Origin of the sequence: Micromonospora sp. CPCC 206061 (genome assembly GCF_036906915.1) — a bacterium.
Classification (GTDB): Bacteria; Actinomycetota; Actinomycetes; order Mycobacteriales; family Micromonosporaceae; genus Phytohabitans.
In genome coordinates this window covers 45,275-69,037 of sequence record NZ_JBAKHX010000015.1, presented here as the reverse complement: position 1 = coordinate 69,037, position 23,763 = coordinate 45,275, and the positions used below count along the sequence as shown (strand labels likewise).

Genomic DNA, 23,763 nt, shown 5'->3' with positions numbered 1-23,763 from the left:
ATGACCGGCATGCGGCTGGCCGGGCGGCTCTTCGACGAGCGCTTCACCGCGATCCGGCTCGCCGTCGTCACCCTCACCGGCGTCGCGTACCTCGCGCTCGCCCCCGAGGCCCGCGTGCTGAGCGGTCTCGAATGGACACTCGCGGTGGGCGTGCTGGCCGCTGGCTTCGCCGGGATCTGGTCACCGTTCGCGGTCGTGTGCGGCACGTCCGCGGCGCTCGCCGCCGGCTATCTGTCCGGAGTGGACAGCGATGCCGTGCCGGCGGTCGCGCTGGCCTGGGCGATGTTCGAACTGGGTGCGCGGCGGTACGGCTGGCAGATCTGGTGCGGGCTCGCCTTCGGCGTCGCCGCCACGCTGCTGTCCGGCTCCTCGGGCGCAGTCGAGGTGGCCCTGACCGTCGTATACCGGATGGCCGCCGGCCTGGCCGCGCCGCTGCTGCTCGGCCTGCACGTGCGGACGCTGCGCGACCTCGGCCGCCAGGCAGCCGATCGCGCCCGGCAGGAGGTCGACCGGGTACGCGCCGAGGAGCGCGCCAGCATCGCCCGGGAGCTGCACGACCTGGTGGCCCACCACGTCGCCTCGATCGTGCTGCGGGTGGCGGTCGCGCGCGACGTGCTGCCGGTCGACGACCCGCGGGTGCGGCAGGTGCTCGACGACGTGCACGCGACGGGTACCGGTGCGCTGACCGACCTGCGGCGCCTCGTGGCCCTGCTGCGCGAAGCGGGCGCGGCACAGCCACCGTCCGTTGTGGACCCTTCTGGCCTGCCGGTCGCGCTGCGGTCCGCTGTGGACCGCAGCGAAAGGATCGGCCTGACCGTCCAGGTCAACATCGATCCCGCGATCGCCGGCGTAGACGCGCGCACGGCGCACGCCATGCTCCGGCTCACGCAGGAGGGATTGGCAAACGTGGCCAAGCACGCCGGCACCGCGGCTCGGGCGCGGCTGTCCATCCGGCGCAGCGGCGATCGGGTCGAGTTCGACCTGCAAGACTTCGGCGGAACCTCGGCTCCTGCCGTCGATTCGGACGGTCACGGGCTCATCGGGCTGCGTGAGCGGGTCGAGGTGCTGGGTGGCAGCCTGCGGGCCGGTGCGACCGGCACCGGGTGGCGGTTGACCGCGCTGCTGCCGGCGGGAGCCGCCTCATGATCCGGGTGCTCATCGTCGACGACCAGCAGCTCGTCCGCGCCGGCTTGCGGATGCTGTGCGAGTCCGTGCCCGACCTGGAGGTGGTCGGCGAGGCGGCGGATGGCGGTGCCGCGGTGCGCCTCGCCGAGCAGGTCCACCCGGATGTGGTCCTCATGGACCTGCGGATGCCCGGCGTCGACGGCACCGCGGCGACCGCCCGGATCCTTGCCCGCCGCCCGTCGACCCGCGTGGTCGTGCTGACCACCTTCGACGACGATGACCACCTGTACCCGGCGCTCGCGGCCGGTGCGTTCGGCTTCCTGGTCAAGGACGCGACCCCTGACGAGCTGCTCGACGGGGTGCGGCGTGCCGCCGCCGGTGACAGCCCTTTCAGCCAGGCGGTGCTGCGGCGGCTGGTGGCGCAGGCGGTGAACGCGAAGGCGGTGAACGCGAAGGCGGCGGCCCCACCACCGCACGCGCCCGCCGGCGTCACCGAACGGGAGCGCGACGTGCTCGCGCTGGTCGGCCAGGGCATGTCGAACCCGGAGATCGCCGCGCGCCTGCACCTCGGCGTCACCACTGTGAAGACGCACGTGGCCAGCCTGATGGCCAAGACGGGCAGCGCCAACAGGGTGCAGCTCGCGATCTACGCGGCCAGCGACGGCGGGAGGTGAGGCCATGCTTGTCGTGACGCCGGGAGGAGATCCGGACCCGGAGGTGGGTGGCGGCGATATCCGGCACGCTCGCCGGCATCATGCTGTTCTACTTTGGACACCGCGGGTACGCCGGCGGCACGGCTCGGCATGTGGCACGGCCACCTCGTCGCCGTGGAGGGCGCCTACGTGCGCACCCCTGGACGCCGGGCACCTCGATGGTGTTCCTGCTGCTGCCGCCGGCCTTCGCGAGTACCGGTTACGGCACGAGTAGGCGGGACGGCGGGTGGCCGAGCGCGTTCCGCCTGTGGTCGGTACGATCTGATCGACATTGGACGATCGGATGGGGGGCACATGTCCGACCAGCCGGCGCAGCGCGTCTTCGCCACGCCGACCCAGCCGGGGCCTGACGCGGCCGCCGGCTCCGCCCCGCCGAACCCTGTGCGGATTATCGAACTGAGCGCCGGCTACATGGTGGCGAAGGCGCTTTTCGCGGCTGTCGAGTTCGGCCTGTTCGCCGCCGCGGGCACAGGCGGTGCGACCCCAGCGGAGCTTGCCGAGCGCTGTGGGATTCCCGAGCGCAGCGCCCGCGCGCTGGGCGACCTGCTGGCCGACGCCGGCCTGCTGGTGCGCGACAGCGGCCGGTTTCGCAACGCCCCCGACACCGAGCTGTTCCTGTCGGGGCGCGGGCCGGCCGACCTGCGACCCCTGCTGCGGTACTGGGACCAGGTCAGCTACCCGGCGTGGGTGCGCGCGACCGAGGCGTTTCGCACCCGCGAGGGCGTGCGCGGTGACCTGACCGAGGAGCAGACGGCTGTATACGAGGCGGCCGTCGCCTCGATCACGGCGGAGACGGCCGCCGACCTGGCCCGCGAGTACGACTTCAGTGGGCACCGGCGGGTTCTCGACGTGGGTGGCGGGGTGGGCACGTTCGCGGCGCCGCTGCTGTCCCAGTACCCACATCTGACCGCGACGGTGCTGGAGCTGCCCGAGGTGGCCGCGGAGGTCGCGGCCCGCGCGGCGGGCGGACCGCTTGCGGGCCGTCTCGACGCGGTCGGTGCCGACTTCTTCGCCGACCCGCTGCCCAGCGGTTACGACGCGATCCTCGTGGCGAACGTGGTGCACCTGTTTCCGCCGGACCGCATCGCTGAGCTGTTTCGCAAGCTGCGCGCGGTGGCCGCTCCGGACACGCGCCTGCTGCTCGTCGACTGGTGGCGCACCGACGTGGCGCCGCACCCGTCGGCGCGGTTCGGTGCGGGCGAGTTCCTCGTGATCAGTGGCGGAGACCTGTATCAGGTGGACGAGGTCGCACGGTGGCTCGGCGAGACCGGCTGGCGGTTCGAGCGGTTGCAGCCGCTGCCGCCGCCATCGGGTGTGATCGTGGCGTCGCCCGCCTAATTATCCGTTCAGTATGACGGGGACTACCTGCTGGCGGCTTTGTCCAGGCCATTGACGAAGGGGTACCGCAACCTTACGCTGACCCCTCACTGTCCACCTGCGTGTCGACCTCACCCCACGGAGGCGCCAATGATAGAAAACCGGATAGGACCCAGAAAGCTGGCATCTCGCGCGAAGGCCCTCGGCGTCGGCGCGGCGGTCCTGCTGCTGCTGGGCACCTCGGCGCAAGCGGAGGCCGCCGTCCAGGGTGGCGGTGCGGGCAACACCAGTGAGTTCCGTGGCGTCAACTGGGCGGACCCGCGCGACAACTACGCCAGCGACGAGGTGGTGCCGAGCGGGTTGTCGGTGACCGACGACTACCGCACGGTCTACCGCACCAGCCAGAAGATGGTGAAGGGCTTCCGGCAGAATCTCGGCGCCAACACGCTGCGGCTGCCCATCAACCCGTCGAGCGTGGGTACCGCCTGGTGGCGGTCCTATCGGGGGACGATCGACGCGGCCACGGACAGCGGCTTCAAGGTCATTGTCAGCTACTGGGAGGCCAACAGCGCCAAGGACGGGTTCGTCGACGACCCCGCCGCCTGGAACAAGATGTGGGACACCGTGGTGCGGCAGTACGGCGACAATCCGCGCGTCTACTTCGAACCGATGAACGAGCCGTTCGGCTACAGCCTCGACGAGTGGGTGTCCGTCACCTCGAAGTGGCTGTCGCGGCATCACGAGGTCCCGCGCAAGCGGGTCGTCATCAGCGGCACCGGCTACAACGACAACGTGACCGGCGTCGGCGCCGCGAAGGAACTGCGCGGCACGCTGCTTTCGCTGCACTTCTACGGCTTCTGGGGCAGCGACACCACGCAGGAGGCCTGGCTCGCCAACCTGAAGCCCCGCATCGGCGACTACGCCAGCCGCACCATCATCGACGAGGCCGGCTCACCGATGACGATCGGACTGAACTACGGGGCCACCGACGGCAACGTGTCCACCGCGTACTTCGCAGCCGTCACCAACACCGCGCGGGCCCTGAAGATGGGCATCGTGTACTGGCCGGGCCTGCGGTTCAACGACTCGTACTCGATCGAGTCACTCACCCCCGACGGCAAGCTGGTCGACAACAGCGCCACCGGCGTCGCCCGCCTGCGGTGGGGCTGGGGCTTCGGCGACACCGAGCCGGTCAACGACCTGCCGCCCGCGCCCCCCGGCGAGCAGCTGCGCGGCGTGGGCTCGGGTCGCTGCCTCGACGTGCCCGGCTTCAGCACCACCAACGGCACCCAGCTCGACCTGTGGGACTGCAACGGCGGCGGCAACCAGTCCTGGAACGTGGCGGGCAGCGAGCTGCGGATCTACGGCACGAAGTGCATGACCGTGGGCGGCACCGGCGGAGCGGCAGGCGACCCGGTCATCATCTCGGACTGCACCGGGGCCACATCGCAGCAGTGGACGCTCAACGCCGACCAGTCGATCACCAGCGTCCCGAACCCGGGCCTGTGCGTCCAGGCAACCGGTGGCGGCACCGGCAACGGCACGCTGGTCGACGTCGGCGCCTGCAACGGAGGAAGCAACCAGCGCTGGACGCTGGGCTGACGGCCCCGCACCACGCGGACGCCACCGCCGGCTGGCTGCCCGGCTACTACGCCACCCGCTCCCTCAAGCCAGGGCCTAGAGGGAGCGGGCCAGGCGGTCGGCGAGGAGGCGCGTGAAGCGAGGCGGGTCGGCGAGCTCGCCGCCCTCGGCGAGCACGGCCATGCCGTAGAGCAGCTCGGCGGCCTCGGCGAGCGCCGGGTCGTCCGCGTTGGCCTCGTGTGCGGCGCGCAGCCCGGTGACGAGGGGGTGGCCCGGGTTGAGCTCCAGGATCCGCTTGGTGCGCGGCAACTCCTGCCCCATCGCCCGGTACATCTTCGAAAGCGTCGGGGTGATGTCGTGCTCGTCGCCCACGACGCAGGTGGCCGAGGTGGTCAGCCGGGTCGACAGCCGTACCTCCTTGACGTCGTCCCGTAGCTTCTCGCCCAGCCACGACAGCAGCGCCGCGAAGTCGGCCGCCTGCTCCTCGGGAGGCTCCGACCCGTCGAGGTCGACCTTGCCCTTCGCCACCGACTGTAGGGGTTTGCCCTCGAATTCGGTCACCTGCTCGACCCACACCTCGTCGACGGGGTCGGTCAGGACGAGCACCTCGTAGCCCTTGGCGAGGAACGCCTCCAGGTGCGGCGAGTGCTCGACCATCGCGCGCGACTCGCCGGTCATGTAGTAGATGTCCTTCTGACCGTCCTTCATCCGTTCGACGTACTCGCGCAGCGATGTCGACTCGGCGGCGGTCGAGGGCACGAGCATCAGGTCGAGCAGCTGCTCGCGGTTGTCCGGGTCTTCGAGCAGGCCCTCCTTGAGCACCCGGCCGAACTCGGACCAGAACGAGCCGTACTTCTCGGCGTCGGCGGCCTTGAGGTCCTTCAGCGTGGCCAGGATCTTCTTCACCAGCCGGCGGCGGACCACCTGGATGTGGCGGTCCTGCTGCAGGATCTCGCGGGAGATGTTGAGCGACAGGTCGTGCGCGTCGACGACACCCTTGACGAAGCGCAGGTACTGCGGGATCAACGCCTCGCAGTCGTCCATGATGAACACCCGCTTGACGTACAGCTGTACGCCGCGCTTGCCGTCGCGGGAGAAGAGGTCGAAGGGCGCGCGGGCCGGTACGAAGAGCAGGGCCTCGTATTCGAAAGTGCCCTCGCCCTTCATGTGGACCGTTTCGAGCGGATCAGTCCAGTCGTGGCTGACGTGCTTGTAGAACTCGTGGTACTCGTCGTCGCTGACCTCGCTGCGGGGCCGTGCCCAGAGCGCCTTCATCGAATTGAGCGGCTGCTCCTCGCCGTCCATGCGGATCGGCCACGCGATGAAGTCCGAGTACCGCTTGACGACCTCCTTGATCTTCCACTCCGCGGTGTAGTCGAACAGTTGGTCGTCACGGTCCTCCGGCTTGAGGTGGAGCGTCACCGACGTACCCTGCGGCGCCTCGTCGAGGGACTCGATCTCGTAGGTGCCCTCGCCGGTCGACTCCCAGAAGGTGCCCTGGCTCTCGCCGGCCTTCCTGGTCACCAGCGTCACCCGATCGGCGACCATGAAGGTCGAGTAGAAGCCGACGCCGAACTGCCCGATCAACTCCTGCGCCGCGCCCTCCGGCGTCTCGCGCAGCTTGCGCAACAGCTCGGCGGTGCCCGACTTGGCGATCGTGCCGATGAGCGTGACGACCTCGTCGTGGGTCATGCCGATGCCGTTGTCGCGGACGGTCAGCGTGCGCTTGTCCTTGTCGACGTCGATCGCGATGTGCAGGTCCGAGGTGTCGACCTGCAGCTCCTTATTGATCAAAGACGCCAGCCGGACCTTGTCGAGCGCGTCGGAGGCATTGGAGATCAGCTCGCGCAGGAAGATGTCCTTGTTCGAGTAGATCGAATGGACCATCAAGTGCAGGAGCTGCCGCGTCTCCGCCTGAAACTCCAGCGTTTCCCTGCTCACCGAGACCCCTTTCCGCACGGTCGAATTCCGCCGGAAAGAATACCGGCCGCTGGCCGGCGTAGATTCGGGTGGTGACGCCGGAGGAGATGGTGGGGGAGGTCCTGGCGGTCGCCGAGGCAGGGCTGGCGGCGGGCGAACAGCCGATCGGGGCGGTCGTGGTGCTCGGCGACGAGGTCGTCGGGCGGGCGTACACCCAGGAGAAGGCGCGCGGGCGGCGCCTGGTGCACGCCGACCTGCTGGCGATGATCGAGGCCGACGAGGTGCTGGGCTTCGGGCACCGGCCGCATCCGCCGCGGCTGGCGGTGACGCTGGAGCCGTGCGTGATGTGCCTGGGCGCGGCGATGGCGCTCGGCGTGCGCGAGGTCTACTACGCGCTGGAGTCGCCGAGTGACGGCGGGGCGGTGATCGCTGCGAGCTGGCGACAGAGCCCGGACGCGCCGTGGTTCGCCGCGCCGGTCATGGCGGGCGGGATCCGGCGCGAGGAGAGCCGGGAGCTGTTCCGCCGGTACTGCGCGGCAGCGCCCGACTCGGCCATGCGCCGGTGGGCCTTGACGCTGATTTCCGAGCCTGGGCGGTAATGATTCGGGGTTGGGCTGCCGCGGCGTCCGTCGTGGGCTAGGCCGTCGCTCCCGCGGCCTCGCCCTGCGCGGTCCACAATCGACCCAGCGGGCGGGGTCCGAGGTGGGGTGCGGTCCCGGCGTGCTTTGCTCTGCTTCCATGGAGGAAACACCCGGCGCCCGCTTTGCGGACGCGGACTGTTTCCTATACGGAAGCAGAGCAAAGTCTTGTTCATAGAACCCCCGCCCCGCCGGCCTTACCGGCCTACGTGCCTGGGTGGGTCGTGGGAACGCGGAGGGTGAGGCTGCGGGAGCGACGGACTAGCCCACGACGGGCGTCGCGGCAGCTCAATATTTCTTGATCTTTCCCCTTGCCGCGAGGCGTCTTTAGAGGCGCCATTGCGTCGGGGCTGGCGGGTGGTAGGCGCAGGTAGCGCCGGTGGAGATCGATTCGCGGAGGTGGGCCGCCAGCTCGGGGTGGACCTGGTCTAGGCGGCGCAGCGTGTCGCGGATGCGGGCGGTCACCGTCTTGCGGGCGCGTTCGGCCTCGTCGCCGAAGCGGCGGCTGCGCCCGCCGAGCCCGGCCGCCGCTCGCAGCTCGTCGATCAGCGCCTGCCGCTCGCGGTCCAACGCCGCCGCCCGCGAGTCGTCGCCGCGTGCCGCCGCCCGGTCGATCTCGTCGTCGAGCTCGCCCAGGCGCCGCTTGTAGCGCGCCTTGGCCTCGTCGTCGAGGATCTCGTCGCCGCCCATCCGGCCGACCGCGACGGCCACCGCGCCACCCTCGGGGCTGAGCAGGAGCACGGCCGGGATGTCGGTGCCCGGGTGGCCAAGCAGGTGGTGCAGGTCGTGCAGGCCCTTCGCGTCGGGCATGTGGGCGTGCGTGCCCGCGTATCGCAGCGACCACACCGCGCCGTCACGGCGGAACTCGTTGGACGCGGGGGCGGGTGCCTCGGTGCGCAGCCGCCGCACGCGGTCGACCACGTGCCGCATCCCCATCTCGGCGGCCTCGCTCTCGACGTCGTCGATCAGCGTCGCGGCGGCCTTCGCGTCGCCGGGAGCGTCGCGGTCGAGCAGGACGCGAGCCAGGTGGGCACGGGCCTCGACGGACCAGGGGCGGGACTGGAGCCGGTCGGCGGACTCGTACGCGGCGGTGAGGCCGGCGACCGCCTCGTCGTGCCGGCCGGACGCGGCGTCGAGCAGCGCCAGCCACAGGTCGGCGGGGCCGCTGACGTCGCACCCGTACAGCGAGACGAGCCACTCGCCGCGGTAGGGCTCGAGTGCCGCGCGGGCCCGCTCGCGCAGCGCCTCATCGTCGCTTGCCGCCGCGGCCTGTGCCTGGAAGCGCAGCCACAGCGGCGTGAACTCGCGCGGAGGCTCCTTGCCGCTGGCGATCACGGAGGTCAGCTGCGCGAGGGCGGTGCTCGTGTCACCGCAGTAAGCGGCCACGGTGCCGGCGAGCAGGTCAGCCTGCGGGTGCCCGGCCTCGACCAGCCCAGGGTGCAGCGCGGCGAGATCGTCGAACCGGCCCTGGCGCAGCCATGCCGCCCAGCGCAGGTGCCCGGCGACGAACTGGAACTGCGGGTGGCTGTGCTCGGCGAACGACGTGACAGCCTTGTCGAGGGCGGCCTCGGCGTCGGCGAATCGGCCGGTCATGGTGGCGATGATGCTGGTGTCGACGGCGGACGCGAACGCCGAGCGCGGCCGACCCTCGCGAGCGGTCAGAGCGAGGAACGCCCGGTACTGGTCGAGGTAGGCCGGGTCGCCCCGCTCCAGCAGCGCCACCCACCGGAACGAGGCAGCGAAGTACTCCATGCCGCGATCGGACAGGCGGCGGGCGACGTCCATCAGCTCCTCGGTGAGCGCGGCCCGCTCGACGGCGGTGCCCGGCCCCCAGATGGCATCGTGCCGTGCCCACAGCGAGAGGCCGAGCGCCTCGTCGTCGCCGGTGCGGCGGGCCGCCTCGCCGAGCCGGAGCGCGAGGTCGGGCACCAGGCGGTCGGGCGGATCGGTGGCGTCCTGCCCGACCAGCGCCCGGTGCACCTCGCGGAGCAGGCCGAGGGTGACCTCCGGCGAGGCGGTGGGTGAGCCGATCCGGTGCAGGGTGAGCGCCACCCGGGCCAGCAGGTGCGTGTCACCGATCTGGCGGGCGAGAGCGGTGGCCTCCTCGATCGTCGGCAGGAAGCCGGTGAGGTCGTTGTGGTGCAGGTCGGAGACCATGTGCAGGGCGATCTGCACCCGGCGGCGCGGGTCGATCTTGGCGGCGCGCTCGTATGCCCGGCGGTGGTGCCCGATCCCCTCCTCGGTGGCCATCCGGCTGCCGGCGTCGCAGGCGGCGGCGAGCAGCAGGTCGACGACCTTGTCGGCGGGCAGGTCGTCGCCGGCCAGGTAGGCGTGCCGGGCCAGGTCGGCGGGGAGCAGGTCGGCGGCCAGGGCGGGTGAGCGGTCGACGGCACGCACCACGGCGGCGTGCCGGTCGCGGGCCGCCGCCTCGTCGAGCTCGCCGTACAGCGTCTCGCGCACCAGGTCGTGCGCGAACGCGAACCGGCCACCGCCCAGCGCCACCACCAGCCGCGCCGCGACGGCCTGGTCGAGCAGCCGGTCGGTGTGTGCCACCGGTGCCGAGGCGGTGGCGGCCAGCACCTGCCGGTGAAACTCGCGCCCGAGCACCGCCGCGGTGGCGAGCACCTCGGCGACCGGCGGCGGCAGCAGCGACAGCCGGCGGCGTAGCGCGTCGCGCACCCCGGGGGCGATCGCGGTGACGGTGCCACCGCTGTGCCACAGCCGGGCGGTCTGCTCGACGAAGAACGGATTGCCCCCGGTGCGCCGGTGCACCTCGGTGACCAGGTCGTCGTCGGGCTGCCGGCCGACGGTCTGCGCCATCAGCGCGCCCACCTCGTCGCGCGTCAGGCCGGTCAGCGACACGGTGGTGGCCCGTGTGACCAGCGGCATCAGCAGCGGCCGCACCGGGTGCTCGGCCGCCTCGACCTCGGCGTCTCGGTAGGTGCCGATCAACAGCAGCCGCTCGAACCAGGTGTGTTGCGCCGCGAACTCCAGCAGCCGCAGCGAAGCTGTGTCGGCCCAGTGCAGGTCGTCGAGCACGACGACGACCGGTCGATGCTGGGACACCGCCACGAGCGCGCTGGTCACCGCGTCGTAGAGCAGGAAGCCGTCGGGCGCCTCCCCGGCCGGCGCGTCGCCGAGCAGCACCGCGAGGCCGCTGCCGGCCGCCTCTTCGGCGGCTGCCCACTCGTCGGGGGTGGCACCGCGGCGCAGCCCGCGCACCACCTGGGTCCACGGCCAGTACCCCGGGGCGCTGCCGGAATCCCAGCAGGCGCCACTGAGCACCAGCGCGCCGGACCCGCGCGCCTGCTCGACCGCGCGGGTGACCAGCGTGGTCTTGCCGATGCCGGCCTCGCCCGTGACCAGGACCAGGCCGCCGTGGCTGCCGCCCGCCCGGCTGATCTCGGCGCCAAGCACCGCGGCGGGATGGTCGCGTCCGATCAGCACACCCCAGACGGTATCCACACCGACCGACATTCGACCCGTTGACACGGGATGCCACGGTGCCGGCGCTGATCATCAAGCGGGTGATCCGGCTCGCGGTGGCGGGTTCGAAGGCAGGCACCGAGCACGGGGTGACGCCCGCCGTTGATGTATGCGCATTTGTGTGCGGTCCCCGTGCTTGACTGAGCGTGAGCGCTTCACCTCGGGGGGACGATGAGCGGGCGCGACGTAAGTTTCCTGGTACTGGGGCCGTGGGAGATCCACGCGGGCGACAGTCCCGTGTCGGTGCCGGCGGGGCAGATGCGGGTGCTGCTGGCGTCCCTGCTGGCCTCGGTCGGCCGGTCGGTGACGGCGGACACGCTCGCCGAGCGGCTGTGGCCCGAGCGGATGCCCGTGCACGCCCGCGCGACCGTGCACACCTACGTGGCCCGGCTGCGCCGGCTGCTCGGACACGGCGTCATCGAGACCACGCCGGGCGGGTACCGGCTGAGGGTGCCGCCGGACCGGATCGACCTGTGGCGTTTCCGCGAGCTGATGACGGAGCCGGGCTCCCTGCGGTCGGCGCTGGCGCTGTGGCGCGGGCAGCCGTTCGCCGGCGTCGAGTCGAGCTGGCTGGACCGGGAGGTGGTGCCGAGGCTGCGCGAGGAGTGGTTCGCCGCCACCGAGCGCCGGATCGACCTGGACCTGGAGACGGGCAACCCCGGCGCTCTCGTGCCGGAGCTGCGCGACCTGACCCGCCAGTACCCGACCCGCGAGTCGCTGTGGTTGCGGTTGATCGACGCGCTGCACCGCTCGGGCCGGCGCGCCGAGGCCCTGGAGGCGTACCGGCGGGTGCGCGCCATCCTCGTCGACGACCTCGGCATCGAGCCGGGCGAGGCGCTGCAGCGCACGCACCAGCGGGTACTGCTCGACGGCGCGGCCTCGCCGCTGGTGACCGCCACCCGGCAGCTGCCGCACGACGTGGCGCACTTCAGCCGCCGAGCCGAGCTGGCGCACCTCGACGCGCTGCGCCCGCTGATGGACGGGGACGGCCGGCGGCTCACCCACGTGGTCGCGATCGACGGCGCGCCCGGCATCGGCAAGACGACGCTCGCCGTGCACTGGGCGCACCAGATGGCGCCCGTGTACCCGGACGTGCAGCTCTACCTCAACCTGCGCGGCCACGGCCCGGGCGAGCCGGTCTCGACGTCGTCGGCGGTCGAGACGCTGCTGCGCGGGCTGGGCGTGCGCAACGACGTGATCCCGCCGAATGTCGAGGAACGCGCGGCCCTGCTGCGCGGCACGCTCGCCGGCCGCCGGGTCCTGCTGCTGCTCGACAACGCCCGCGACGAGGACCAGGTCCGGCCGCTGCTGCCCGGCGGCGACAGCCTCGTGATCGTCACCAGCCGCAACCGGCTCGGTGGCCTGTCCATCCGAGACGGTGCGCACCGGGTGACGCTGGGGCCGCTGCAGCCGCGCGAGGCGCTGTCGCTGCTGGCCGCCGCGTTCGGCCGGGACCGGGTCGCCGCCGAGCGCGGCGCCGCCACCCGCCTCGTCGAGCTGTGCGACGGGCTGCCGCTCGCCCTGGCGATCGTCGCCGAGCGGGCACAGGGCGTCGGCGGGCTTACCGAGGTGGTGCAGGCGCTGGTCGACGAGCGGGTGCGCTTCGACGTGTTCGGTGACGTGTCGGCCGACCTCGCGGGCGGCGGTGACCCGCACGCCGACCTGTGGGCCGCGCTGTCCTGGTCGTACCGGGCACTCGGCGACGCGGCGGCCGCCATGTTCCGCAAGCTGGGGTTGCACCCGGCAGGCGACATCGGGCTGGACGCGGCGGCGGCGCTGGCCGGCGTGCCGGTGCGGCTGGCTCGGCAGGCGCTGGGGCAGCTCGTCTCCGCCCACCTGGTGCGCGAGCCGCGGCCGCAGCGGTACGAGCTGCACGACCTGATCCGCTGGTACGCGACCGAGCAGGCCGCGCGGCACGACACGCCCGCGCAGCGGCAGGCGGCGGTCGGCCGGGTCATGGACTGGTACCTGCACGCCGCCGTGCACGCCGACAGCCACCTGCTGCCGCACCGGCGGCGCGACTTCGTGGCGCCGTACGAGCCGCGGGTGACGCCGCCGCACTTCCCGGACTCGGGGGCGGCGATGGCCTGGTTCGAGCGGGAGTACGACACGCTGCGCGCGGTGGTGTCGTGGGCCGCCGCGAACGGCTGGGGCGGGCACGCGTGGCGGATCGTGACGGCGTTCGCCACGTTCTTCGACCGGCGCATCGCGTGGCGGGACGCCATCGAGCTGCACGAGGTGGCGGTGCGCGCCGCCGTGGCGGCCGGTGAGCGGGTCGGGGAGGGGTATGTGCGCAACGCGCTCGGCTCGATGTACTACCTCAAGGGCGATCCGGACGCGGCGATCGAGAACGTGCGGCGGGCGCTGGACTGTTTCCGGGACGCCGGCCATGGGCGCGGCGAGACCATGGCGCTGGGCAACCTTGGGCTGATGTTCGCCGACCGGGGCGATCACCTGGCCGCGCGGCGCTACGCGGAGCTGGCCCTGGAGCGGTGCGAGGCCGTCGGCTACGACCGCGGCCGCGCGCTCAACCTCGACAACCTCGGGGTCGCGCTGTCCGCGGGCGGCGACCACGACCGGGCCATCGCCTGCCACCACCGGGCCGAGGAGATCAACCGTGAGATCGGCGACGCCAACACCGAGGCCATGAACCAGCACCACCTCGGCAAGGCGTACACCGCGCTGCGCCGGCACCGGGACGCGCTGCGCGCCTTCCGACGGGCCGCCTCGACGTACCGGCGGCAGGCCAACCGGCGGCTGGAGGCGCTGGTCTTCGCCGACGTGGGGCGCACGCTGCACCGGGCCGGACACGCCGCCCTCGCGCGGGGCGTGTGGGCCGCGGCGGTGGCGACGTTGAAGGAGTTCAACGACCCGCACGTGCTCCAGGTACAGGACGCGATCACGGCGATCGACGCGGGTACAGATCCGTGAAAGGTCGTTGTGGTTTCCTGACACCATGCTGATGTTGCGAGGTGTCACGCTGGTGCTGGCCGCGCTGACGGTCGGCATCATGGCGGGGATCTTCCAGGTGTACGCGTACGCGTTCATGCCCGGCCTGGGGCGCACCGACGACCGCACCTTCGTGGGCGCCTTCCAGCAGGTCGACAGGTCGATCCTCAACCCGCTGTTCCTGCTGACGTTCATGGGCGCGTTCGTGTTCACCGCGGCCGCCCTGGCGCTCAGCTTCGGCGAGGGCGGGCGGTCGGCGCTGCCGTGGCTGATCGCCGCGACGCTGCTGTACCTGCTGGTGGTGATCATCACGTTCGCCATCAACGTGCCGCTCAACGACGCGCTCAAAGCGGCCGGCGCACCCGACACGATCAGCGACCTGGCCGCCGTGCGCGAGCGGTTCGACGAGGCGAAGTGGGTGCGCTGGAACGTGGTGCGGGCGGTCGCGTCCACCGGCGCGTTCGGAGCGCTGATCTGGTCCCTGGTCCTGCACGGCCGATCGACGGGCTAGGTAGGCGGGGTAGGTAGGCTGCCGGGCTGTGGCCCACGTCCTCGCCCGGTTGGCCGGATTCGGCGGCACGGTCGTGGAACTGGCCTACGAACACGATGGATCGCCGTGGTGGCAGGGGCATTGGGTGCTGCCGTTCGGCGCCGAGCGCTGCCTGGTGCTGACCGCGCATTCGCTGCGGTCGCACGGTCGTGAACGACGACGTGGACCGGGCCGTCCCTCTGCCCGGACTACTGGGCCGCTAGGTCTGGGCGCTCCCTCGCGTCGGTCAGAGATCCACGGATCCCAGCAGTTCCAGCAGTTCGTCGGTGTTGTCGACCGCAGCCTGCAACACCTTGCACGCCTCACGGAGCCGGCCCGCCTGCGCGGCGAGCGCCGGCACGTCGCCGGCCGCGACCGCGCCCTGAGTCGCCGCGCAGACCGCCAGCAGGGTCTGCAATCCCTCGGCTGCCTGCGCGGCTGCCAGCGGGATCGGGTCGGTGGGGCTGTCGTGCGCCATCGCCGGCAGCGGCTCGCACGCTCGCTGTACCTGCCATTGCATGAGCTCGACCCACGCGCCCATGTCGTCGGTGAGGCCGGCGACGCTCAGTTGGCGTTCCCAGATCGCGTACCGCGCGTCCCTGCTTAGCGGCAGGCTGTCCGCGACCATCGCCTCGGACTGCGCCGCGCCCAGCAACGCGCTCGCCAGCCACGCCCGGTAGGCGTCGACACCGCCGAGCTGCTCGATCTGGGCCGCCCGGTCTTCAGGCCCCTCCTCGATCCCGAGAGCGTCGAGCGCCGCGACGAGACGCCGCACGTCATCTGACTCCTCAGCCGGTTCCATGCAGGCAAGCTATCGACGAACGCCCACGGCGTGCGGTAGCCACGCCTATCGCCCCCGCCGCCCGCGCTGTCGATCAAGGGATTTCACATCGATCAAGGGCAAATGCACACGGATCGGAGATCGAACCACGTGCGTTTGACCTTGATCGGCGGGAGATGGGGTGTGGGGAGACAGGAGCCGCGGGAGGAAACCGGACGCGTGGGCGTATTAGTCTCGGTGGCGATGAGCGAGGTCGAGTTCCGCGTGCTCGGCCCGGTCGGCGTGTGGACAGACGGCCGGCGCCTCGGTCCGGCGACCGCGCAGCAGCGCACCGTTCTGGCGTTGCTGCTGCTCAGCCTCGACAGTGTCGTGCCCGTCGAGAAGATCTCGACGGCGCTGTGGGCGGGTGCGCCGCCGGCGTCGGCGCGCAACGCGATCCAGGGGTACGTGGCGCGGCTGCGGCGGGTGCTGGCCGGTGCCGGTGGGGTCGCCGAACTCGCCACCTCCGGCCCCGGCTACCGGCTGTCGGTGGATCAGGCGGCGGTCGACCTGTACCGGTTCCGGGGCCTGGTGGCGCGGGCGCGTAGCGGCGACGCGGCCAGCGGCGAGTGGCTGCGGGAGGCGCTCGGGCTGTGGCGCGGCCCGGCGTTCGCGGACGTCGCGGGGGAGTGGCTGCCCAGCGCGGTGGCTCCCGCCCTCGACGAGGAACGCCTGGCGGCGATCGAGCAGCACCTCGCGATCGACGTCGACCTCGGCCGGCACTCGGACGCCATCGCGCGGCTGTCGGCGGTGGTGGCCGAGCACCCGTTCCGGGAGCGGTCGGTCGTGCTGCTGATGACCGCCCTGCACCACAGTGGACGCGGCGCGGAGGCCCTCGCCCTGTACCGCGACACCCGCCGGCGCCTCGTGGCCGAGGTCGGCATCGAGCCGGGGGAGGAGCTGACCCGCCTGCACCAGCACCTACTCGCGACGAGCGCGGGCCCGGCGGCCCGGCCGTCGCGGGGCGCGCGAGCGCCGAGCGGCCCGGGGCCGGCCGACGAGCAGCAGCCGCCGAGCGGGGAAGAGCGCGCACCGGCGGCGTGGATCGTGCCGCACCAGCTGCCGGCCGACGTGGCCGGATTCGTCGGGCGCGCCGACTCGATGTCCTTTCTGGATGGTCTCCTGCCGGCCGAGCCCGCCTCCGGTGGGCCGGTCATCGCTGTCGTCGGCGGACCGCCCGGCGCGGGCAAGACCACCCTCGCCGTGCGCTGGGCGCACCGGGTCAGCGACCGCTTCCCCGATGGGCAGCTCTTCGTCGACATGCGCGGCTTCCACACCGGCCCGCGCATGACCGCTACCGAGGCGTTGCCGCAGCTGCTCGTGGCGCTGGGCGTCGCCGCCGACCGCATCCCGATGGGCGTGGACGCCCAGGCCGCCCTGTACCGCTCGGTGCTGGCCGGCCGGCGCGTGCTGCTCGTGCTCGACAACGCCGCCGACCCGGACCAGGTGCGGCCGCTGGTGCCCGGTGGGCCCGGCTGCCTGGTGCTGGTCACCAGCCGCGACCGGTTGAGCGGTCTCGTGGCGGTCGACGGCGCGCAGCGCCTCACGCTCGACGTACTGTCCACATCGGATGCCATGGATGTGCTGGCGCGGGCGGCCGGCCGGCACCGGCTGGGCAGTGACTGCGCGGCCGTCGCCGAGCTCGCCGAGCTGTGCGGCCGGCTGCCGCTGGCCCTGCGGATCGCCGGGGCGCGGCTGGCGGACCAGGCGCACCTGGGCGTGCGCTGGCACGTCGACGAGCTCGCCGCGCGGGGCCGGATGGCGCGGCTGCGGGTCGAGGGCGACGACAGCGCCACGGTACGGCGGGCGTTCGACCTGTCGTACCAGGCGTTGCCCGCCGCGGCGGCCCGGATGTTCCGGCTGCTCGGCCTGGTGCCGGCGCCGGGCGGCCTGACCAGCCGCGCGCTCGCCGCGCTGGCCGGCGTGCCGCCGGCCGACGTCGAGCCGCTCGCCGACGCGCTGGCCCAGATGCACCTGGTCAAAAGGTCCGAAGAGGGCCGGCTGGTCAGCCACGACCTGCTACAGGAGTACGCGGCGCAGCTGGCCGCCGAGCACGACCCGGCCGCCGAGCGGGAGACCGCCGCGACCCGGCTGCTCCACTTCTATCTGCACTCCGCCGACCGGGCCGCGATCGCACTCAACGGCGTGTCCCGGCTGCGCGTGCCCCGCGACCCGGCGCCGGACGGTCTGTGGCTGGCCGAGTTCCCCGACCTGGTGACCGCTCGCGACTGGGTGGCCGCCGAATGGCCGAACCTGGTCGCCGCGCTCGACGTCGCCGCCTCGTCCGGCCGCGACCGGCTGGCGTGGCAGCTGGCCTGCGCGATGCACTCCGTGATGCGGCTGCGGGCGCCGCTGGCCCAGTGGCTGTCGGTGGCGGAGACCGGGCTGGCCGCCGCACGGCGGGCCGGCGATCCGCTCGGCGAGGCGACGATGCGGCTCAGCCTCGGCTTCCTGTACTGGCGCACGGCCGAGTTCGAGAAGGCGGCCACGGAGTACGGTGCCGCGGCGGCCCTGGCACACCGGGCGGGCTGGCGGCGCGGGCGGTCGGCGGCGCTGTGCAGCACCGCGATCGCGTACGCGGGGCTCGGGCGGACCCGGCCGGCGATCCGCCGGTTCGAGCAGGCGCTCGCGATCGACCGGGAGATCGGCGACGAGACGGGCGAATCGGCGACGCTGACCAACCTGGCCGCCGCGTACGAGGAGGTCGGCGACCTGAGCCACGCGGCGCGCCTCGGCGAGCTCGCGCTGCCGCTACTGCGCCGCACCGGCCAGCACCAGGGCGCGGCCGTCGCGAGCGACAACCTGGCGACGGTACACCGGGAGCAGGGGCGCCTCTCCGAGGCGCGCGCCACCGCGGAGAACTCGGTGGCGATCTGCCGCACCATCGGCGCCCAGCACGAAGAGGCGTCCGCGCTGATCACCCTGGGGCTGGTGCACCGTGACGCCGGCCGGTACGACGAGGCGGCCACGGCACTGACCTCGGCGCTGGACATCGCGCAGCGCCTGTCCGACAGCCGGCTGGAGATGTTCGCGCAGACCGGACTCGCGGTCGTCGAGCTGCGCCAGGGCAGCCTCGACGCCGCCGCCAAGCGCCTCGGCGTCGCCATCGACATCGCCCGGCGCACCGGACACCGCCGCGGCGAGACCGAGGCGCTCATCGCCCAGTCCACCGTAGACGTGGCGCGCGGCGCCCACGACGATGCGCACCGGCACGCCGTCGAGGCCCTGCACCTGGCGCGCACGTCGGGGTTCGCGCTGGCGGCGGCGCACGCCGAGGCCCGGCTGGCCGCCGCGGAGGTCGGCCTCGACGACGCCGCGGGCGCGGTCGAGCACTGCCGGCGGGCGCTCGCCACGCAGCGGCGTGCCGGGCAGCGGCTCGCTCAGGGGCGTACCCTCGTGACCATGGGTCACGCCTGGCAGCGGCTGGGCAACACCCAGATGGCACGGCACCGGTGGCAGCAGGCGCACGCACTGTTCACCGAGGTCGGCGCGGCGGAGCGAGACGATACCGCGGCGCTGCTCGCCTAGCTCGCCAGTGATGATCGTCGTTTCAGTGCGCTTTCAGCGCGGGATCAGCGGGCGGCGGTAGCGTGCTCCGCGCAGGACCTCGACCGGACCCAGCGGTCACCCCACCGCGACGGTCCGCACCGGAGTTCCTGCGCAAAGCGGCGCCCGCCGGCGACACCGGCCGGGGTCCGCTTGCGGCCGGCCAGTCCCCCTGGCCGGGCGTGCGGCCTTTCGGGCGCCATCTGTGGCTCGGAGTCCGGCGGTGGCCATGCCGTCCGCCAATCGGTCTACCCGTACCGGGCCGAGGCAGCGGACGGACAGAGAAGCCCCCCAACGGCGTGACCGCCGGACTCCGGGTCGCGACCTACTCCACGTAGGCGTCCACGTACTTGGTCAGCGCCGCCTCGATCTGCGAACCGAACGGGACGCTGACCTGTTGCTTCTCGTCGACCTGGCGGCCGAAGAGCCCGAGGCGGCACTTGTCGTCTTCGCCGTCGAACCGGACCTGCCCGACGACCCTGGCGGTGCGCGCCTCCCGGATCTCCATCGCGTACCGGCCCAGCACCATGTCCTGCGTGACGTCGCGGCTGTCGTTGCCGATACCGAGGTACTCACACTTGCGGAGCACCCGGCCGGTGCTGCTGGCTCCGCAGATCACCAGCTGGATCTTCGTGACGTCTTCGGTGTACCAGTTGGCGGGCCCCCTGACACTCGGGCCGTCGTGCACGTGGATCGGGTGCGGTCCGGCGCCCTGGTAGGCGGGCGCGCCGGGGAAGCCGCGGCCCACGCAGGCGGCCGAGTACTGGAAGACGCTCTCGGGCAGGCCGGGCGATAGCGAGGGCGTCGGCGACGCGGTGCTCTCCGATGACGGCGACGCGGCTCGGGTGCTGACGGGTCCGGCCGGTTCCTCGTCGTCTGTCGGGCCGACCGCGGCCCAGGCGACGCCCGGCAGCAGAGCGAGCGCGACCAGGCCGGCGAGCGAGGCCACAGCCCGGTGCCGACGCTGGCGGACCCGCTCGGCGAGGGTCTCGGCCGGGTCCGGCATGATCACGCTGGCGGTCGGCCGGAGCCCGGCGATCACCCGGACGGCGACCGGGGCGGCCGGCACGGCACCGCTGAACCAGGCGCGCGCCGCGCCGACCTCGCCGATGACGATCCGGTCGCCGCCGACCAGGCGGACCGAGCGGAGCCGTTCCAACGGCAGGTGCACGCCATCGGTGACCTCCGCGATCGCGTCGGCGGAGACGGCGAGCGGCCCGAACACCACCTGCTCGCCGTGGCGCACCGCGGCGAGCAGATGCGCCACGATCACCGGTGTGACCCGCTGGTCGATGGCGTCGACCAGGTCGGCGTGCGGTTCGAGCCCGTCGAGTGCGACCCGGGTGGGCTCGGCGGCCCCGTCGAGGCGGACCACGATCACGCCGGCCTCGACCCGGCCCAGCGTCCACTCCCACAGCACGACGCGCGCCGGCTCGGCCCTGCGGGCGTCGACGAAGCCCCGCTCGTACACCACGAGCCAGCGGCGGCCATGTCTTGGCGGGGCGAGCAGCGCGTACCCGACACCGGAGGCGATGGCCAGCGGTGCCAGCAGGGCGCCCGCCAGCGGTATCCCCAAAAGGAGCGTGAGCAGCGCGAGCAGTGAGCCGGCCGCGGCGCCCAGCCCCCGCTCTCATCGGGTCTGTGCGGCGGGTGCGGGCTGCGCCGAGCCGTGCGCCGAGATCGTGCCTGGCCGCTTCCGCGGCGACTGTCTCAGGTGGACGGAGCAACACGGAAACCTCCCCAACCCATGGTAAGGCCGCCACGGTCCACCTCGGACCGTGGCGGCTCGCGCGGGGAAGGGCCGGCGCCGACCAGGCCACCGTCATGAACGCCGGTCGAACCGTGCGTCCCGGCCTGTCAATCGATCCCGTCCCGGTTTGCTGCCGCTATCGGGGGGAATGGCAACCTCGCCGGCCGGTGCGCGCATAGGCTGCTCGGAAAGCGGATTTCAGCGATCGAGGAGGATCGGATGACGACGCGACTGAACCCATATCTCAACTTCCCGAACAACGCGCGCGCCGCGATGGAGTTCTACCGGGACGTCCTCGGCGGCGACCTTAAGATCAACACCTTCGGCGAGTACGGCGGCGACGAGGCGATCAAGGACAACGTCATGCACGCCCAGCTGGAGACGCCGAGGGGCTTCACGCTTATGGCCTCCGACCTGCCACCCGGTATGGAGCACCAGCCCGGCACCAACATCGCGATCAGCCTGAGCGGCGAAGACGGGGATGAGCTGCGCGGGTACTGGGAGAAGCTCTCCGCGGGCGGCACGGTGACGATGCCGCTGGAGAAGCAGATGTGGGGCGACGAGTTCGGCATGTGTGTAGACAAGTTCGGCATAGCCTGGATGGTCGACATCGTCCACCCCCAGTAGCGATTCCCCCGCCCGCCCCGCCCTGCGCCCGCGCCGCCGCGCGCAGCGTCCTTGATCGACGAGATTTTCCTTGATCGCGCGGTGCCCGGAGGCCCGGCGGGGCCCCACCGGGTGATCGGCACCGCGCTGGGAGGGCCGCGCTGGGAGGGCGCAGTGCGCCGCGCGCCGGACGGGCCCGCGCGGGATGCGGCGACATCGGGGAAGGCGCGGCCTCGACCCCGGCGGGCGGGCGCGGTATCTCCGAAGTTGCGCTGCTCGGCGTGCCGGGCCACGCTGTGGGCGCACGATGAGTAACGATCATCGGGTGGTACTGACCGAGGACTTCGACACGTCGACGCTGACCTCCCGGCAGCGGGGCATCCTGACCGTCATCCGGGACTGGATCGTCAGGTACGGCTACCCACCGTCCACCCGGGAGATCGGTGACGCGGTCGGGCTGGCGTCGACGTCGTCGGTCAGCAGGCACCTGCGCGCGCTCGAAGACCTCGGGTTCCTGCGCCGCGGGCGTACGGCCACCCGGCCGGTCGACGTCCGCATGTTCCTGGAGACGGGCGGCCGCGACGAGACCGACCCGCACACGGTGGGCGTACCCCTGGTCGGCGCAATCGCCGCCGGCGTGCCCATTCTCGCCGAGGAGACGACCGAGGAGACGCTCACCCTGCCGCGCGACCTGGTCGGCAGGGGCAACCTGTTCTGCCTGCGGGTACAGGGCGACTCCATGATCGACGCGGCGATCTGTGACCGCGACATCGTCGTCGTGCGCCAGCAGCACGAGGCGTACAACGGCGACATCGTGGCCGCGATGATCGACGACGAGGCGACCGTCAAGGTGTACCGGCGGCGCGGCGGCCACGTGCTCCTGGAACCCCGCAACCCCGCGTACGACGTGATCGACGGCGACCGAGCCGTGGTCCTCGGCAAGGTCGTGTCGGTCCTCCGTCGCATGTAACGCCGCGCGCCCGCGGAGTGCTAGCGCGACGGCGTGGGGCGTTCGACGCGGGTTGGGTTGCCGCGGACCAGCTGGTCGTGGACGCGCCAGCGGGCCGTGGTGACCGCGCGCTCGGCCACGTCGTCGCCCTGCTCGATGCGCTGGCGCAACAGTTGCAGCGCGATCCGGCGGTTGAGGCTGAACTGCCGCTCGGTGTCGACCACGACCACCATCCCCGTCGGCCGGTGCGTCGCGCGAACCGCCGTGCTGGCCTTGTTGCGGTGCTGGCCGCCGGGCCCGCCGGTGCGGCAGGGGACGATCTCGACGTCCGCCTCCGCGAACGCCGTCCGCGGCGCGTCGACCTCGCACGGCTCGGAGATCACGTACCAGTTCTTGCGGCCGGTGCTGGCCCGGTACGGGCTGGGTGCCTGCCAACACAGCGTCCCGGTCCACGCGTCGGCGAACTCCCCGGCGCCGGCTCCGGAAATCCGGACCAGGACCGACCGGTACGTGCCCGGCCGGTCGCCGGCAACGGTCTCGACCCGGTGGGTCGCCAGGCCGCGCCGGGCGGCGTCGCCTTCCAGGCGCCGCAGCAGGTGGGCCAGGGCCCACGCGCATTCCTGCGGGCCGCGCCCCGCCGACATCAGCAGGTGTACGGTCACCGCCGACCCCGCCTGGGGTGGTCCGCCGTCTTGTACGTGACCAGCGGGACCGTCGTGGCGATCGGCGTGGCGAGGCCGTGGTCGACGAGGTCGGCGATCACCTGCTCGATGCGCTTGTACGCCGTCGGTGCCTCCTCGAACAGCAGTTGGCGGTCGCCGCACACCACCAGCGACCCCACCGGCGTGCGGCGCAGCTCCTCGACGGTGTGCTTCACCCGGCCCCGGCGCAGCGCGTCGGCGCGCGACATCTTGCGGCCCGCGCCGTGCGCCACCGAGTGATTGGCCTGCGGTCCGGCGTGGGCGGCCACTAGGTACGAACGGGTGCCTCGCGTGCCGGCGATCAGCACGTCGCGGCCGTCACCCGGCGCCGCGCCCTTTCGGTGCAGGTAAACCCCGTCGCGGACCTCGACGAGGTTGTGGCACACGTCGACTACCGGCTCGGTGGGCTCGGCGCCGAGGGCGTACGCGACCCGGGCGGCCATCAGGCGCCGGTTGAGCGATCCCCACCGTACGGCGGCGTCGTGCATCGCAAGATAGCCGGCGGGATCGGGCGTTGGCCCCGCGCCGTGCACCTCGGTGTGCGCCCGCAGGATCCGCTCACCCAGCCCTCGTGATCCACTGTGGACGATAAGGGCGAGGTCGCCGGTGTCCAGCCCGAGACGGCTGGCGTGACCCGGCTCGAAGACGGTGTCGACCCGAGCCAGCTCGACGAAGTGGTTGCCGCGGCCGACAGTACCCAGACCCTCGGTGAATCCGGCGGGGACGTCACCTTCGGCGGCGGCCCAAGCCGGGTCGTCCGCATCCCGTTCAGGGTCCAGCGGGCGGTCGAGGTCGGGGAAGCGGGCGGCGAGCTTTTCGGGTACGGCGCGCTTGAGCTTGATCGGGAACACGGCGATGCCGCAGCCGATGTCGGAGCCGACGAGGAACGGGTACAGGGTGGTGGACGCCATCGCGGCCCCGATGGGTGCCCCCTTGCCGGGGTGCAGATCGGGCATGCCGGCGACGTGGAGCATGCCGTCTAGGGCGGCCACCTGGTGGCATTGCGCGACGGCGTCGGACTCGATCCAACTGGTCGGTGAGGCGAGGACGGTGACGGTAGCCATCTACTTCCCTGGTGGATGGGGCGGGGACTGGCGAGGAGCTCCGTCAGTACGTCATGGCGATCACGATCC

16 protein-coding genes are annotated in these 23,763 nt (G+C 72.6%); 10 read left to right on the top strand and 6 right to left on the bottom strand.

Annotated features, from left to right (window positions below; all coding sequences use genetic code 11):
- From V6V89_RS14025 to V6V89_RS14010, 4 genes are all read left to right on the top strand, one after another.
- Positions 1-1,146 (top strand): sensor histidine kinase, encoded by a 1,146-nt coding sequence (locus V6V89_RS14025; RefSeq protein WP_334619549.1) that lies wholly within the window; start codon positions 1-3, stop codon positions 1,144-1,146.
- Positions 1,143-1,799, top strand: a complete 657-nt coding sequence (locus V6V89_RS14020) for a response regulator transcription factor (protein WP_334619524.1) — start codon at positions 1,143-1,145, stop codon at positions 1,797-1,799. Before V6V89_RS14025 ends, V6V89_RS14020 begins: the two co-directional genes overlap by 4 nt.
- Before the next feature lie 333 nt (positions 1,800-2,132).
- The gene (locus V6V89_RS14015) at positions 2,133-3,176 is read left to right on the top strand and encodes a methyltransferase (RefSeq protein ID WP_334619523.1); all 1,044 of its coding nucleotides are present in this window, start codon (positions 2,133-2,135) and stop codon (positions 3,174-3,176) included.
- Between the two features lie 129 nt (positions 3,177-3,305).
- Positions 3,306-4,757 (top strand): ricin-type beta-trefoil lectin domain protein, encoded by a 1,452-nt coding sequence (locus V6V89_RS14010; RefSeq protein ID WP_334619522.1) that lies wholly within the window; start codon positions 3,306-3,308, stop codon positions 4,755-4,757.
- A gap of 75 nt (positions 4,758-4,832) precedes the next feature.
- On the opposite strand, the gene htpG is transcribed toward V6V89_RS14010, so the two are convergent.
- Positions 4,833-6,677: a molecular chaperone HtpG gene (gene htpG, locus V6V89_RS14005; RefSeq protein WP_334619521.1), complete on the bottom strand. Its 1,845-nt coding sequence runs from the start codon at positions 6,675-6,677 to the stop codon at positions 4,833-4,835.
- A gap of 71 nt (positions 6,678-6,748) precedes the next feature.
- Between htpG and V6V89_RS14000 the strand changes: the two genes are divergently transcribed.
- Entirely contained in the window at positions 6,749-7,255 is a 507-nt protein-coding gene (locus V6V89_RS14000) for a nucleoside deaminase (RefSeq protein ID WP_334619520.1), read from the top strand.
- Positions 7,256-7,621: 366 nt separating this feature from the next.
- Here the strand turns inward: V6V89_RS14000 and V6V89_RS13995 are convergent, their stop codons facing one another.
- Positions 7,622-10,771 (bottom strand): ATP-binding protein, encoded by a 3,150-nt coding sequence (locus tag V6V89_RS13995; protein WP_334619548.1) that lies wholly within the window; start codon positions 10,769-10,771, stop codon positions 7,622-7,624.
- Between the two features lie 180 nt (positions 10,772-10,951).
- Between V6V89_RS13995 and V6V89_RS13990 the strand changes: the two genes are divergently transcribed.
- Both V6V89_RS13990 and V6V89_RS13985 read left to right on the top strand, forming a co-directional pair.
- Complete coding sequence (locus V6V89_RS13990) at positions 10,952-13,711, top strand: AfsR/SARP family transcriptional regulator (protein ID WP_334619519.1); 2,760 nt, start codon at positions 10,952-10,954, stop codon at positions 13,709-13,711.
- Positions 13,712-13,736: 25 nt separating this feature from the next.
- Positions 13,737-14,240: an anthrone oxygenase family protein gene (locus tag V6V89_RS13985; protein WP_334619518.1), complete on the top strand. Its 504-nt coding sequence runs from the start codon at positions 13,737-13,739 to the stop codon at positions 14,238-14,240.
- Positions 14,241-14,505: 265 nt separating this feature from the next.
- Here the strand turns inward: V6V89_RS13985 and V6V89_RS13980 are convergent, their stop codons facing one another.
- On the bottom strand, positions 14,506-15,060 hold the full coding sequence (locus V6V89_RS13980; protein ID WP_334619517.1) for a DUF6245 family protein: 555 nt from the start codon (positions 15,058-15,060) through the stop codon (positions 14,506-14,508).
- Positions 15,061-15,282: 222 nt separating this feature from the next.
- Here V6V89_RS13980 and V6V89_RS13975 point away from each other — a divergent pair, with 222 nt between their 5' ends.
- Positions 15,283-18,606, top strand: a complete 3,324-nt coding sequence (locus V6V89_RS13975) for an AfsR/SARP family transcriptional regulator (protein ID WP_334619516.1) — start codon at positions 15,283-15,285, stop codon at positions 18,604-18,606.
- Between the two features lie 343 nt (positions 18,607-18,949).
- Here V6V89_RS13975 and V6V89_RS13970 read toward each other — a convergent pair whose 3' ends face one another.
- A complete protein-coding gene (locus tag V6V89_RS13970; RefSeq protein WP_334619515.1) occupies positions 18,950-20,200 on the bottom strand; it encodes a hypothetical protein in 1,251 nt (416 codons plus the stop codon).
- Between the two features lie 393 nt (positions 20,201-20,593).
- On the opposite strand from V6V89_RS13970, the gene V6V89_RS13965 reads away from it, so the two are divergent.
- Together V6V89_RS13965 and lexA are read left to right on the top strand one after the other, a co-directional pair.
- Positions 20,594-21,001 (top strand): VOC family protein, encoded by a 408-nt coding sequence (locus tag V6V89_RS13965; protein WP_334619514.1) that lies wholly within the window; start codon positions 20,594-20,596, stop codon positions 20,999-21,001.
- A 184-nt stretch (positions 21,002-21,185) separates the two neighbouring features.
- The gene (lexA, locus tag V6V89_RS13960) at positions 21,186-21,950 is read left to right on the top strand and encodes a transcriptional repressor LexA (RefSeq protein ID WP_442935135.1); all 765 of its coding nucleotides are present in this window, start codon (positions 21,186-21,188) and stop codon (positions 21,948-21,950) included.
- Positions 21,951-21,970: 20 nt separating this feature from the next.
- Here the strand turns inward: lexA and prfH are convergent, their stop codons facing one another.
- The gene (gene prfH, locus V6V89_RS13955) at positions 21,971-22,591 is read right to left on the bottom strand and encodes a peptide chain release factor H (RefSeq protein ID WP_334619512.1); all 621 of its coding nucleotides are present in this window, start codon (positions 22,589-22,591) and stop codon (positions 21,971-21,973) included.
- Positions 22,588-23,694, bottom strand: a complete 1,107-nt coding sequence (locus V6V89_RS13950; RefSeq protein WP_334619511.1) for an RNA ligase RtcB family protein — start codon at positions 23,692-23,694, stop codon at positions 22,588-22,590. Before V6V89_RS13950 ends, prfH begins: the two co-directional genes overlap by 4 nt.
- Positions 23,695-23,763 lie beyond the last annotated feature (69 nt).